We start from the raw sequence: 14,171 nt of genomic DNA on the forward strand, positions 1-14,171 counted from the left end.
AAAAAAGTTTCCGCGCCCGGGTGAGCGGTGTGTGGGCGTGGTCCGCGCGGGTAGGCCCAGGGCATCGCCCACCCGATCGCCTGCGCAGAGGAGTGTCATGAGGGCATACGGATTCCGCGAGTACGGGGGCCCCGAGGTCCAGGAATACCTCGACCTGGACCCGGTGGAGCCGATGGCCGGTGAACTGCTGGTCGAGGTCGCCGCGGCCGGGGTGAACCCGGTCGACTGGAAGATCCGCGCCGGGCACATGAAGGACGTGCGCCCCCTGGAACTGCCCGCCGTCCTCGGCACCGAGGTCTCGGGCGTGGTCCGCGCGGTCGGCAAGGACGTCGAGGGCTTCGCCGTGGGCGACGAGGTGTTCGGCAGCACCGCCCCCGACTCCGGCGCCTACGCCGAGTTCGCGCTGACCACGGCAGCCGCCACCGCGCACAAACCCCCGCACGTCTCCTTCACCGACGCCGCCACCCTCCCGGTCGCCGCCGCCACGGCGTACGACGCGCTGGTCCAACTGGGCCTCGAGGAAGGTCAGACCCTCCTGATCAACGGCGCCAGCGGCGGCGTCGGGGTCGCCACCGCGCAACTCGCCCGGGACCAGGGGCTCACGGTCGTCGGCGTGGCAGGCCCGGACAAGCGCGAGCTGATCGAGTCACTGGGCGCGATCTTCGTCGAGTACGGCCCCGGCATCGTCCAGCGCGTGCACGACCTGCTGCCGAAGGTCGACGCCATCTTCGACCTGGCGGGCGGCGACGGCCTGCGGGCGGTCGCCCCCCTGCTCGACGGCGGCCCGATCGTCACCGCGGGCGACCCGGCCACCGCGGCCGAGTTCGGCGGGGTGATGGTCGAGCGCGACCGGACCGCGCGGGTGCTGGCGATCGTCGCGGGTCACGTCGCCGAGGGGAAGCTGGACCCCAGGGTCGAGGACGTCGTGCCGTTCGAGGAGGCGGAGAAGGCGGTGGCCGCGGTCGAGGTGGGCCACGCCAAGGGCAAGGTCGTCATCTCCCTGCGCTGACCGCCCCGAACCCGCGGTGTCACCGTTGCGCGAGCGGGATGGCCTCCGTCACCTGGTCGGCTTCCGCCGCCGCACCGGATTCCGACGCCACGTGGTCGACCAGCACAACGGTCACGTTGTCCCGCCCCCCGGCGGCCAACGCGGCGTCCACCAGCCTGTCCGCGGCCTCCTGCGGGTCGACGACCTCACCGAGAACGGCCGCGATGTCCTGATCGGCGACCTCCCCGGTCAGCCCGTCGGAGCAGATCAGGAACCGCTCCCCCACCACGGGCGTCCGCGGCCAGAGATCGGGCTCCGGGGGCGCGTCCGACCCCAACGCCCGGGTCACGACGTTGCGCCGCGCGTGCACCGCCGCCTCCTCCGGGCTCAACCGCCCGGCGGCCACCATCTCGGCGACCTCGGAGTGGTCCCTGGTCAACTGCTCCAACCCACCGTCGGCGTACCGGTAGACCCGCGAGTCCCCGATGTTGAACACCACCCACCGAGCCTCCCCGTCCACGTCGGCGAGGCACACCCCGGTGACGGTCGTCCCCATCCCCGCCTGCTCCGGGTGCCGCTCCGCGGCGGCCACGATGTCCGCGTTCACCCGCACGAGCCGCGCCCGCACGTCCTCCCCCCGCACCACCCGCTCCACGTCCAGCTCGCGCAGCCCGTCCACCGCCATCCGACTGGCCACGTCCCCCGCCGCGTGCCCACCCATCCCATCGGCGACGGCGAACACCCGTCCCTCCGCCAGGAAGCAGTCCTCATTGGCGGCGCGCACCAACCCCACATCAGTCGCGGCCCCCACCCGAATGACCGGAACGCTCACGCCGACCTCCACCCGCTCCCGCGGACGACACCGCCCGCACCCGCAAGAATGTTGCACACCGCCACTACCTGGGGTACCCCAATCCGCGAGCACCGCACCGCACTGTGATTGAAAGAGTGCGTCCCCCGTGGACCGGGGGTGCCCTCGACACACGCGGTGATCTGCGGAACCAAGCGCTGGGAGCGGTGGGCGGGGCGCGCGGGAGCGCGCGTGGAGCGATGGGGCGAACGGCCTGGAGTTGATCTTCACACGGTTTCGGCCCCGGCTGGCACCAAGGACCGGTCAGGGATGCGCGTAGCCCTCGCAGACGAGGTCGTAGGTGTCGTTCTCGTCCCTGAAGCAGAGGATGACGTAGCGCGGGCCGCCCGCGATGTCGACGGGCACGTTGATGGTGTCGGTGGACACGTCGTTGCAGTGCAGACTGGTGCTCCTCGGCGGCCATTCGTTGCCATTGGCGTCGTAACCCCAGGCGTAGAGCCGACGGCAGTTGCTCGCCTTGAACGAGTAGTCGACGTCGACGGATCGTTGATGCCAGCGCAGCTTGCCGAGGGCGTAGGTCGCGCCGTAGCGGAGGATCGGATCGATCGAGCTGGACGGGTCCGCGGTGGTCGTGGGGGGTGTCGCGGTCGCGACCGGTGCCCCGGCCAGAACGGTCGCCGCCACGACCGCGGTCACGGTGGCGTACGCCTTCGCCCGGCGGACCGGCTCGCCTGCCCTCCAGCCACCTGAGCGGCGTGCCTTCGCGTCGATTCCCATCATGGATCTCCCCTTTCGTCACCACGTGTCGGCTGACGACGAAAGGCTCGCAGTGTTCACTGCAGTCGTACTGCAGTCCTACGGAAAGTAACTGGTCAGAGGTACGATCGAGCCGGGGAGGGGGTGTTTGCGTGCCTGGTGTTCGGTTCGGCGTGCTCGGCCCGGTCGTGGTCTGGCGTGGGGTGGACACGGTCGAGGTCGGCTCCGGCAAGTGCCTGCGTGTGCTCGGGGTGCTGTTGCTGCACGCCAACCAGCGAGTGGACCGCCAGCGGATCATCGAGGGCGCCTGGGACGGGAACCCACCGAGGAGCGCGGTGAACCTCGTCCAGAAGTACGTCGGTGACGTGCGCAGATCGCTGCGGCTCGATCGCGGTTCACTGCAGACGATCGGCACCGGTTACCTGTTGCGGGTGGCCCCCGACCAACTGGACAGCGATCAGTTCGCCTCCCGCCTCGTCCGGGCGCGCGAAACGAAGAGCGACGGTGATCTCACCGCGGCCCGGCAGCACCTCGCCGAGGCCGTGAAGTTGTGGCGCGGGCCTGCCTTCAGCGGCATCGACACGCCCGCGGCCACCACCGAACGCGCCCGGCTCGCCGAGTACCGGTGTGGTGCACTCGAGGACCTCTCCGAGCTCGACCTGCTGCGCGGCGAGCACGCGCTGGCCGTCCCCGAGCTGTTCCGGCTCGCCGAGGAGCACCCGTACCGCGAACGCGCGCGGGAGCTGCTCATGATCGCGCTCTACCGCAGCGGGCGCCAAGGCGACGCGCTCGCGGTGTTCCACGACGTCCGGCGACTGCTGGCCGACGAGCTCGGCGCCGACCCCGGGCCCGGGCTGCGGCGTGTGCACGCGCAGATCCTGCGCGCGGACCCCGCACTGGATTGGGTCGCCACGGCCGGGCAGCAGCGGCCGATCGCCCAGTTGCCCGCGGACATCCCGGACTTCACCGGGCACGCCGAGCCGCTGGGCGAGCTGCTGGGGCTGCTGGGCGAGCGCCCGGTGGTGGTGATCGTCGGCGCGCCCGGGACCGGGAAGTCGACGCTCGCGGTGCGCGCGCTCCACCAGGTACGGGACGGCTACCCGGACGGCCAGCTCCACCTCGACCTCGCAGGCACGTCCGAGGTGCCCCGGGACCCGGCGCCGATGCTGGCCGAGTTGCTGCGCGCCCTCGGCGTCACGGACGCGGTCATGCCCGCCGGTCTGCACGAACGAGCCGCCCTCTACCGGTCACGGTTGGCCGACCGCCGCCTGCTGGTGTTGCTCGACGACGCGGCCTGCGCCCAGCAGGTCCGGCCGCTGCTGCCGCCGTCCGGCGGTTGCGCGGTGGTGATCACGAGTCGGCACCGGCTGGCGGACCTGGCCGGTGCCGAGCACGTCGAGCTGGACGTGTTGTCCCCGCGCGATGTCCGTGACCTGCTGGCCCGCATCGCGGGCGCGGAGCGCGTCGAGCGGGAACCGGAGGCGGCCGATGCGATCGTCGAGCTGTGCGGGCACCTCCCGCTGGCCATCCGGATCGCAGGCGCGAAGCTCGCGGGCAGGCGCGGGTGGACCCTGCGGGTGCTGCGCGACCGCTTGGAGGACGAATCCCGGCGCCTGCGCGAGTTGCGGGTCGGCGACCTCGACGTGCGAGCCAATTTCGACCTCAGCCTTCGCCAGCTCCCCGAGGAAACCGTCCGGGCGTTCCGGCTGCTGGGGTTGCTGGGCGCGGAAACACTGCCCGCGTGGGTGATCGGCCCGCTGCTCGGTGGACGGGTGGCGCACGACGTGCTGGACGCCCTGGTCGACGCCTACCTCGTACGCCTGGTGACCACCGACTCCGCGGGCCAGCCGCGGTATCGACTGCACGACCTGCTGCGCGCCTACGCGACGGAAGGCGCATCGGGCAACTACCCGGTCGCGGAACGCCGGGCGGCGGTGGAACGGGTCATCTCGGCCTGGCTCGCCCTCGCAGAGCAAGCCCGGGACTTGTTCTACCCCAGCCTCTTCCGGCCGACATCGGGCCGTTCACCGCGCTGGAGCCCGGATCACCGGGTCGTCGATCCCCTCGCCTGGTTCGACGCCGAGCGCGGGACGCTGCTGCGCGCGATCGAACTCGCGGCCGAATGGGGCTTCGCCGAACTCGCGTGGGAGTTGGCGGTCGCCGCGGTGCCGTACTACGACCACCGCAGCCTCTACCAGGACTGGAACCGCAGCCACCGGCTCGCATTGGCAGCGGCCACAGCGGCAGGTGACACCCACGGCGAAGCGGCTTTGCTGCAAGGACTGGGCCAGGTGCACATCTACCTCGACGAGGTGGACGAAGCCCGCCAGGACCTGTGCCGGTGCGTGGAGCTGTACCGGACCACCGGCGATCGACGCGGCGAAGGACTCGCGTTGGCGAGCCTGGGCACCGTGCACCGCGTCCGCGGCGAACTCGACGAGGCGCTGGCCTTCGACGAGGAAGCGCTGGCCCACTTGGTCGCCGCCGGGCACCGGCAGGCGGAAGCGCAGATCCGGACCGCCATCGGCATCATCGGCTTCGAGCGGGGCTCCGACGACGCGGGTCTGTGGATCGAGGACGGCCTGCGGATCGCCCGGCACCTCGGCGACCGCCACCGGCAGGCGGTGATCCTCCGCACGCTCAGCCGGTACCACCTGGGCATCGGCGACACCCCGGCCGCGCTGCGCGACCTCACCGAAGCGTTGACGATCTTCAACGAGATCAGCGACGACCGGTGCGGTGCCTACACCGACCAACGGCTCGGCACGATCTACGCGGAGCTCGGTGACCGTTCCCGTGCGGAGTCGGCCCTCCAGCGCGCGGCACTCGTCTTCCGCCTCAACGGCGACCGCAGCAACGAGGCCGCGTGCTGGCAGCAGCTCGGCGAACTCGAAAGCCAGCTCGGTGACGCCGCCGCGGCCCAGCGTCACCTGGGCTCGGCGGTCGAGCTGTGGCGGGCCATCGATCTGCCCGAGCGCGCCGACGCCGTGCAGGCCGTGCTCGACGCGGTGACCGGCGACCAGAGCCGCCGGAGGTCGAATCGCGACCCGACGTGGAGGTAGGCGCGTCGAAGGGGCCGGATCTGGCTGGAGCGCCGTGACACGAGGGGGCCGAACGATCTTCGCTCGGTAGCCGACAGCGGATTGTCACCGTCAACGACGCCGCCTGCTCCCGGCTTGTCGACAACATCCGCCAGCCCGAGCGATACCGACTCTGACCTGCGGTGGAGCCGGTATCGGGACTTGAACCCGAAACCTTTCGCTTACAAGGCGAGTGCTCTGCCAATTGAGCTATACCGGCGCGGCGCCCTCGGGCGCCGCGCCCATCCTAAGGCCGGAGCCCGCGCGGTTGCGGGGTGGGCCGGGATCGGAGACTGTCGCCTGGACGGCCCGGGTCACCCGGGAGGGTGACGCTGGGGTGGGGAGGCGGTTGTGGGGCGCTTCGGGCGCGGTGGGCGGCGGGTGGGGCTGTGGTGGCAGCGCGACAGGGCCGCTGGACCGGCGGGCGGTGGGGTGGCTCCGGTGGCGGGTGAGGCGGTGGAGGGGCCTGCCCAGTTGGAGGAGCGGCAGGTGCACTTCGTGCTGGACCTGGCGTTGCGGATCGGGGAGGTGCAGATGACGTCGGGGGCCGGGGCCGCCGACGTGACGGCGACGATCATCGCCGTGGCCGCTGCCTACGGGTTGCCGCACTGCGAGGTGGACGTGATCTTCACGTCGATCACCGTGGCGTGTTGGCGGGGGACGGAGGAGCCGCCGATCACCTCGTTGCGGGTGGTGCGGTCGCGGTCCCTGGACTACACGCGGTTGGCCGCGGTGGAGAACCTGGTTCGGCGGATCACCCGGCAGCGGGTGTCGGCGGAGGGCGCCCACGTCGAGTTGGAGGGGATCACCACCGCTGAGCACCCCTATCCGCGGTGGATGGCCACTGCCGCGTGGGCGGGGATGGCTGTGGCGGTCACCGTGCTGATCGGTGGGGATCTGTTGAGTGCGTTGTTCGCCGGTGGGATCACCGCGGTGGTGGATCGGGTGGGGCGGGTTCTGAACAGGAGGGCGCTTCCCTTCTTCTTCCAGCAGGCTGTCGGGGGTGCGTTGGCGACCGGTGGGGCGCTGGCGCTCTTTGTCAGCGGGTGGGTGCCCGCGGCTCGGCCGACGTTGTTGGTGGCGGCTGCCATCACCGTTCTGCTGTCCGGGCTGTCCGTGGTGTCCACCGTGCAGGACGCCATCACCGGGTACAACGTGACCGCGGCGGGGCGGACCATGGAGGTCTCGCTGATGACCGCGGGGCTGATCGCGGGTGTCGTGCTGGCCTTCAACGTCGCCACCGCGCTCGGGATGCAGTACACGCCCCTGGCCGATCCGCTGCCGCCCAGTGCGCTGCGGCTGCCGGTGCTGGCCCTGGCCGGGGCGGCGGCCTCGGGGTGCTTCGGGTTGGCCAGCTACGCGACGCCGAGAGCGCTCGTGGTCTCGGCCGCGGCCGGGGGGATCGGGGCGGCGGGGTTCGGGGCGCTCTCGCTGACCGGGGCGGGGCCGATCGCCGCTTCCGCCGGGGCCGCCGTGGTCATCGGGTTCGGTGGTGGGGTGGTCTCGCGGCGGTTGGGGATGCCGCCGCTGGTGGTGGCCGTGTCGGGGATGGTGCCGTTGCTGCCGGGGATCACGACCTACCGGGCGCTCTACCAGCTCGCGGTGGAGCGGACCGTCAGCGGGCTGCCGACGTTGATGTTGGCCGCCGCGATCGCGTTGGCGCTGGCGGCGGGGGTCGTCCTCGGTGAGTACCTGGCGCAGCCGGTGCGGTCGGGGTTGGGGCGGTTGGAGCGGCGGTTGGCCGGGCCGCGCATGTCCGGGCCGCTGCGGCCGACCCGGCGCCGGTTGGAGTGACCGGTCGAGTGACAGATTGCACCCAATTCGCGCCCCGCTCGCAGGACGCGGGGTCGGCCCGCGTTGGCTAGCCTCAACAGGCCAAGCGAGCTCCCCGGTTCGACAGGAGGCACGTCCAGCGTGAGCAGCGAAAACGCTCCCGGGTCCGACGGCGCGGACTTCATCGTCGCGGCGAACCGGTTGCCGGTCGACCTGGAACGGCTGCCCGACGGCACCCAGCGCTGGAAGTCCAGCCCCGGCGGCCTGGTCAGCGCGCTGGCCCCGTTCCTGCGCAGCCACAGCGGCGCCTGGGTGGGCTGGCCCGGCGTGCCCGACGTGGAACTCGACGAGCTGACCGAGGACGGGCTGCGGCTGCACCCGGTGTCGCTGACCTCCACCGAGGTGCGCGACTACTACGAGGGCTTCTCCAACGGCACCCTCTGGCCGCTCTACCACGACGTGGTCGCCACGCCCGTGTTCGACCGGGGCTGGTGGGACACCTACGTCAAGGTGAACCACCGCTTCGCCGAGGCGTGCGCGAAGGTGGCCGCCCCCGGCGCGACCGTGTGGATTCAGGACTACCAGTTGCAACTGGTGCCCTCGATGCTCCGCGACCTGCGGCCCGACCTGCGGATCGGGTTCTTCCTGCACATCCCGTTCCCGCCGACCGAGCTGTTCATGCAGCTCCCCTGGCGCGCGGAGATCGTGCGCGGGCTGCTCGGCGCCGACCTGGTCGGCTTCCACCGGCCCGGCGGCGCGCAGAACTTCCTCTGGCTCGCCCGGCGGCTGCTCGGCCTGGAGCCGACCCGCGGCGCGGTCGGCGTGCGCACCCGGCCGGGTGTCATCCAGCTCGGCAACCGGGCGGTGCGGGTGGGCGCGTTCCCCATCTCCATCGACTCGGCCGGGCTGGACGCGCTGGCCCGCAAGAAGGAGACCGTCGCCCGCACCCAGCAGGTCCGGGCCGACCTGGGGAACCCGAAGAAGATCATCCTCGGGGTGGACCGGCTCGACTACACCAAGGGCATCGACCGCCGCCTCTACGCCCTGCACGAGCTGCTCCAGGAGGGCAAGGTCGACCCGGACGAGGTCGCCATGGTCCAGCTCGCCACCCCCAGCCGCGAGCGGGTCGAGCACTACCAGCGGATGCGCGGGGAGATCGAGCAGATCGTCAGCCGGATCAACGGCGAGTTCGGCCGGGTCGGGCGGCCGGTCGTGCACTACCTGCACCAGTCGGTGGGGCGGGCGGAGCTGGCCGCGTTCTTCGCCGCCGCCGACGTCATGCTGGTGACCCCGGTGCGCGACGGCATGAACCTGGTCTGCAAGGAGTACGTGGCCTGCCGCCACGACCTGGGCGGGGCGCTGGTGCTCTCGGAGTTCGCCGGGGCCGCGGCGGAGCTGACGAGCAGTTTCCTGGTGAACCCGCACGACCTCGATGGTGTCAAGAACGCCATGCTCGCGGCCCTCACGATCGATCCAGCAGAAGGCCGCCGTAGGATGCGCGCGCTGCGGCGACAAGTGCTGACCCACGACGTCGACCGGTGGGCGCGCTCATTCCTCGACGCACTGGAACCAGAGCACGGCCACTAGCGCCCTGTCGTTCCCCTGACACCGATGTCCCCAAGGAGAAGGCGTTGACCGCCGAGGCCCTCCCCGCCGAACTCCGGCGTGCGATCGTGCAGTTGGCCCGCACCCCGCGCCTGCTGGTCGCCTGCGACTACGACGGCACTCTCGCGCCCATCGTCGAGGACCCGGAGAAAGCGCGGCCGCACACCGAGTCGGTCGGTGCGCTGCGCTCCCTGGCCGGGTTGCACGAGACCACCACCGCGGTGATCTCCGGGCGCGCGCTGCGCGACCTGGCGACGCTGTCGCGGCTGCCATCGGAGGTGCACCTGGTCGGCAGCCACGGCTCCGAGTTCGACGTGGGCTTCGTGCACGCGCTCGACGCCGCCGCCCGCGAGCTGCACCAGCGCGTGGAGGCGGAGCTGGACAAGCTGGTCGACGGCGCGGTCGGCGTCCAACTGGAGGTCAAGCCCGCCAGCATCGCCGTGCACGTGCGCCGCACCGACCCGGAGACCGCCGAGCGGGTGCTCGGGCTGGTCCGCTCCGGGCCGTGCACCTGGGCGGGCGTGGAGGTCACCGAGGGCAAGGCCGTGGTCGAGCTGGCCGTCGTGCAGACCGACAAGGGCCACGCCCTCGACGTGCTGCGCCACCAGGTCGGCGCCACCGCGGCGATCTTCGTCGGCGACGACGTGACCGACGAGAAGGCCTTCGCCCGGCTCTCCGGGCCCGACCTGGGCGTGAAGGTCGGCGAGGGCGACAGCCTGGCCGGGTACCGCATCGCCGACCCGGTGGCGGTGGCCACGATGCTGGCGTTCCTGCTGGAGGAGCGGCGCAACTGGCTCTACGGCGAGCAGGCCCCGCCGATCGAGCGGCTGTCGATGCTGGCCAACGAGCGCTCGGTCGCCCTGGTCACCCCGGACGCCCGGCTGACCTGGCTGTGCCACCCGGAGCCGGACTCGGCGGCGATCTTCGCCGACCTGCTCGGCGGGCCGACCGCGGGCCACTTCTCCGTCTCCCCGGAGCGCGGCGGGCTGCCGCTGGGCCAGCGCTACCTGCCCGGCACCATGACCGTGGAGACCCGCTGGTCGGGCCTGCTGGTCACCGACTACCTCGACCACGGCGCCGAGGAGTACCGCACCGACCTGACCCGGGTGCTGTCCGGCACCTCCGCGGCCGTGGTGGAGTTCGCCCCGCGACCGGAGTTCGGCCAGGTGCAGGTGCGCCTGGAGGCCACCGAGGACGGCCTGCGGGTGCTCGGCACCTCCGACCCGATCGCCCTGCGCTCCCCCGGCGTCACCTGGGAGATCACCTCCGACGGCATGTGGGACGCCGCGCGCGCGGTCGTGCAGCCCACCGCCGACGCCCCGGTGGTGTTCGAGCTGCGCTGCGGCACCGACGACCTGTCGCCCAAGGCGCAGACCGAGCCCGAGCGCAAGGCCGTCGCGGGCCGGTACTGGTCGACGTGGCTGGACACGCTGGTGCTGCCCCCGGTGGAGAAGGAACTGGTGGCCCGCTCCGCGCTGGTGCTGCGCGGCCTGTGCCACAGCGAGACCGGCGCGATCATGGCCGCGGCCACCACGTCGCTGCCGGAGGAGATCGGCGGCGTCCGCAACTGGGACTACCGCTACTGCTGGCTGCGCGACGCGTCGATGACCGCCAAGGCCCTGGTGTCGCTGGGGTCGACCGCGGAGGCGGAGGCGTTCCTGGGCTGGGTGCACGGGGTCCTGGAGACCGTGGCCGGGCCGGAGCGGCTGCACCCGCTGTACACGATCGCGGGCACCACGCTCGGCCCGGAGGCCGTGATCGACACGCTGCCCGGCTACGCGGGTTCGCGCCCGGTCCGGGTCGGCAACCTGGCCAACCAGCAGGTCCAGCTCGACGTGTTCGGCCCGGTCGTGGACTTGGTCGCCGACCTGGCCGAGGCCCGGGGCTCCCTGACCGACGGCGACTGGACCATGGTCCGCGCCATGGCCGAGGCCGTCACCCGCCGCTGGCACGAGCCCGACCACGGCATCTGGGAGGAGCGGCACCGCCCGCGCCACCACGTGTACTCCAAGGTCATGTGCTGGCTGACGATCGACCGCGCCATCAAGCTCGGCCGGGCCCACGGCCGCGAGGTCGACCCCACCTGGGAACCCCTGCGCACCCAGATCGCCGACGACGTCCTGACCAACGGCTGGAACGACGAGATCAAGTCGTTCACCACCGCCTACGACGGCACCGACCTGGACGCGGCCACCCTGCTCATCGGCATGGTCGGCCTCATCGACCCCACCGACGAGCGCTTCGTCGCCACGGTCACCGCCACCGAGGCCGAACTGCGCTCCGGCTCCACCGTCTACCGCTACCACCGCGACGACGGCCTCCCCGGCGACGAGGGCGGCTTCCACCTGTGCGCGGCGTGGATGATCGAGGCCTACCTGCTCACCGGCCGCCGCACCGAGGCCGAGGACCTGTTCGCCCAGATCGTCGACGCGGCGGGCCCCACGGGCCTGCTGCCGGAGGAGTACGACCCGGTCGCGGAGCGCTCGCTGGGCAACCACCCGCAGGCGTACTCGCACCTGGGTCTGATCCGCTGCGCGCAGTTGCTGTCGGCGTGATTGCCCCGATCGGGGGAAGCGCGCGGATGTCGAGGAACTGACGGGACACGTCGGCAGTCTCTCCCCCTGGGACTTCACCCAGGGGGAGAGACCCGTGCCGGACGGCACCGCGCCACCGCCCACGACCGACGGGCAGATCGACGCGGTTCGGGACGGGAACGGTCGGGGTCCTGTCCACTGTGGTCGTCTACTGTGGAATTTGTGCGGCGTTGTCGAATTGTGGCTTCGCGGACGTGGTCTAGGGGCGCAGCACCGACAGGTTGTTCATCGCCGAGCCCAGGTCGGGCACGATGCGCACCTGCATCCCCTCGGGCAACTCCCCCGGGTCCGGGGGCACCAGTGCCTTGGTGAAGCCCAGCCGCATCGCCTCGGTGAGGCGGGCGCGGACGCCGCTCACCCGGCGGACCTCGCCCGCCAGGCCGACCTCGCCCAGCACCACCAGGTCCGGGGGTAGGGCCACGTCCCGGGCCGCCGTGGCCACGGCCAGGGCTATGGCCAGGTCGGCGGCGGGTTCGGGGATCTTCATGCCGCCCACCGTGGCGGTGAACACGTCCGCGTCGCCCAGTTTGACGCCGCCGCGGCGTTCCAGGACGGCGAGGACCATCGCCACCCTGGCCGAGTCCAGGCCGCTCACCGCGCGGCGGGGGGTGCCCAGGGGGGACTTGGCCACCAGGGCCTGCACCTCGCCGAGCAGGGGGCGCTTGCCTTCGACCGCCACCGTCACGGCCGTGCCCGCGACGCCTGCCTCGCGCTTGTTGAGGAACAGGCCGGAGGGGTCCGGGACGCCGACGATGCCGCCCTCGACCAGTTCGAAGCAGCCGACCTCGTCGGCGGGGCCGAAGCGGTTCTTCACCCCGCGCAGCATCCGCAGGGACGAGTGGCGGTCGCCCTCGAAGTGCAGGACGACGTCGACCAGGTGTTCCAGGACGCGGGGGCCCGCGATGGAGCCCTCCTTGGTGACGTGGCCGACCAGGACCACCGGGAGGGCGCGCTCCTTGGCCAGGGCCACCAGGGCCGCGGTCACCGCGCGGATCTGGGTGACGCCGCCGGGGGTGCCCTCGGCGGCCGGGGAGGACATGGTCTGCACCGAGTCGACGACCAGCATCCCCGGCTTGACGGCGTCGACGTGGCCCAGGACGGCGGACAGGTCGCTCTCGGCGGCCAGGAACATGGCGCCGTGCACGTTGCCGGTGCGCTCGGCGCGCAGCCGCACCTGCCCGGCCGACTCCTCGCCCGTCACGTACAGCGTGGGGCCGTACTCGCCGTCGCGGGCGGCCCACCGGTAGGCGACCTCCAGCAGCAGGGTGGACTTGCCGACCCCGGGTTCGCCCGCCAGCAGCACCACCGCGCCGGGCACGAGGCCGCCGCCGAGGACGCGGTCGAGTTCGGAGACACCGGTGCGCCGGGCGCGGGCCGCCTCCACGTCGACCTCGTCGATCGGGCGGGCCGGGGTGCTGGGCGCGCCAGCGGCGATCCGGGCCAGGCCGGGGCGGGGGGCGCCGACCTCCTCCAGCGTCCCCCAGGCCTGGCACTCCGGGCAGCGGCCGAACCACTTGGCGACGCCGTGCCCGCACTCGGCGCAGCGGTAGTTCGGCTTCGGGGTCTTGGTCGTGGCCACGGGACAAAGCTACGGGCGGGCACCGACAGCCCGCGCCCGCCCGTCCACGACCGGTGGGTCAGTGCTCCTCGGCGTGCTGCTCCTCGCGCGGCTCGCTGCTGGCCCCGATCGGCAGTTCGACGGTCACCGGGCCCGCGTTGGCGAAGACGAAGGTGACCGGCACGGTCTTGCCGGGGAACAGCCTGGTGTTGATGTCCTCGAGCACGATCTCCAGCTCGCCCAGCTTCTCGTTGGGGGCCTTGGCCGAGGTGGTCGGCGCGACCGAGCCGGGCGCCGAGGACGGGGCGCCGGAGGGGGTCGGGGTGGGGGCGGCCGAGGAGTGCCCGCCGACCTCGGCGTTCTCCCCCGGGGTGCCGACCTCGATGGCGAAGCCGCCGGGCAGGTCCTTGCTCCCGGTGACGGTGGCCGAGGCGGCGACCGGGCTGGTGACCTCGGTCAGCGCGTCGTCCGCGGAGCCGGTGTTGACGATGGTGAGCACCAGCGGCGCCTCGGACCCCTCGGGGTAGGAGCCGCCCTCCGGGTAGGCGAGCACCGCGTTGCGCAGGGCGATGGCGCCCTGGGTGTGCTCCGCGCCGTTGACCGCGGGGAGCTGCGAGTCGGTCTGGGTGATCTGACCCGCCGAGCACCCGGTCACCCCGAGGACCGCGGCCAGGCCGAGGCCGGCCAGGGCCGGGGCCAGGCGCCGCCCACCGGTCAGGTTCTGCTGTCCACGACTCACGAAGGGCTCCTGCGTCCGCTGCCGACATTGCCGGGCGAAGCCTAGCCCGCGCAATGGATCGGAGCCGCGTGTGGTCCGCCATAGCGGCCCGCCGGGGCCGCCGCCACAATGTCCACAGTGGATCAAGCAGCCCCGATCGGGTGATGGCTGAGTACGCGACAGGGGCGTTTGTCAACCCCGAACATCTCCCCCATTTGGCCCTTGACCTGCGAAGACGGATCACAGGTCCATCACCGGCACCGCCCGACCCGTGTTAAGATGGAGTCA

Annotated in this window: 9 protein-coding genes and 1 tRNA gene; 5 read left to right on the forward strand and 5 right to left on the reverse strand. The window is 72.4% G+C overall.

From position 1 onward, the window contains the following. Window positions 1-97: 97 nt before the first annotated feature. On the forward strand, window positions 98-1,009 hold the full coding sequence (locus DFQ13_RS06575; protein WP_035281911.1) for an NADP-dependent oxidoreductase: 912 nt from the start codon (window positions 98-100) through the stop codon (window positions 1,007-1,009). A 19-nt stretch (window positions 1,010-1,028) separates the two neighbouring features. On the opposite strand, the gene DFQ13_RS06580 is transcribed toward DFQ13_RS06575, so the two are convergent. Beyond that, window positions 1,029-1,820 (reverse strand): PP2C family protein-serine/threonine phosphatase, encoded by a 792-nt coding sequence (locus DFQ13_RS06580; protein ID WP_233438282.1) that lies wholly within the window; start codon window positions 1,818-1,820, stop codon window positions 1,029-1,031. A gap of 282 nt (window positions 1,821-2,102) precedes the next feature. Next, window positions 2,103-2,576: a hypothetical protein gene (locus DFQ13_RS33005; protein WP_146241124.1), complete on the reverse strand. Its 474-nt coding sequence runs from the start codon at window positions 2,574-2,576 to the stop codon at window positions 2,103-2,105. A gap of 131 nt (window positions 2,577-2,707) precedes the next feature. Between DFQ13_RS33005 and DFQ13_RS06585 the strand changes: the two genes are divergently transcribed. After that, window positions 2,708-5,617, forward strand: a complete 2,910-nt coding sequence (locus DFQ13_RS06585) for an AfsR/SARP family transcriptional regulator (RefSeq protein WP_146241126.1) — start codon at window positions 2,708-2,710, stop codon at window positions 5,615-5,617. 162 nt (window positions 5,618-5,779) lie between these two features. Here DFQ13_RS06585 and DFQ13_RS06590 read toward each other — a convergent pair. Then, window positions 5,780-5,855 (reverse strand) — tRNA-Thr (locus DFQ13_RS06590). A 212-nt stretch (window positions 5,856-6,067) separates the two neighbouring features. Here DFQ13_RS06590 and DFQ13_RS06595 point away from each other — a divergent pair. The 3 genes from DFQ13_RS06595 (at window position 6,068) to otsB (ending at window position 11,568) form a co-directional block, all read left to right on the forward strand. Further along, a complete protein-coding gene (locus DFQ13_RS06595) occupies window positions 6,068-7,429 on the forward strand; it encodes a threonine/serine exporter family protein (RefSeq protein ID WP_407643141.1) in 1,362 nt (453 codons plus the stop codon). Window positions 7,430-7,549: 120 nt separating this feature from the next. Continuing rightward, window positions 7,550-8,995 carry an alpha,alpha-trehalose-phosphate synthase (UDP-forming) gene (locus DFQ13_RS06600; RefSeq protein ID WP_035281909.1) on the forward strand — a complete coding sequence of 482 codons (1,446 nt, stop codon included), beginning with the start codon at window positions 7,550-7,552 and terminating at the stop codon, window positions 8,993-8,995. 44 nt (window positions 8,996-9,039) lie between these two features. Continuing rightward, window positions 9,040-11,568: a trehalose-phosphatase gene (otsB, locus tag DFQ13_RS06605; RefSeq protein WP_110079172.1), complete on the forward strand. Its 2,529-nt coding sequence runs from the start codon at window positions 9,040-9,042 to the stop codon at window positions 11,566-11,568. Window positions 11,569-11,806: 238 nt separating this feature from the next. Here the strand turns inward: otsB and radA are convergent, their stop codons facing one another. Both radA and DFQ13_RS06615 read right to left on the reverse strand, forming a co-directional pair. After that, window positions 11,807-13,186: a DNA repair protein RadA gene (radA, locus tag DFQ13_RS06610; RefSeq protein WP_035281905.1), complete on the reverse strand. Its 1,380-nt coding sequence runs from the start codon at window positions 13,184-13,186 to the stop codon at window positions 11,807-11,809. A 58-nt stretch (window positions 13,187-13,244) separates the two neighbouring features. Further along, on the reverse strand, window positions 13,245-13,904 hold the full coding sequence (locus tag DFQ13_RS06615; protein WP_052021087.1) for a copper chaperone PCu(A)C: 660 nt from the start codon (window positions 13,902-13,904) through the stop codon (window positions 13,245-13,247). Window positions 13,905-14,171 lie beyond the last annotated feature (267 nt).

It is taken from the genome of Actinokineospora spheciospongiae (assembly GCF_003182415.1).
Lineage (GTDB): Bacteria > Actinomycetota > Actinomycetes > Mycobacteriales > Pseudonocardiaceae > Actinokineospora > Actinokineospora spheciospongiae.

Coding starts and splice junctions, on each gene's coding strand:
- DFQ13_RS06575 (WP_035281911.1), top strand. CDS start 98: ATGAGGGCATACGGATTCCGCGAGTACGGGGGCCCCGAGGTCCAGGAA.
- DFQ13_RS33005 (WP_146241124.1), bottom strand. CDS start 2,576: ATGGGAATCGACGCGAAGGCACGCCGCTCAGGTGGCTGGAGGGCAGGC.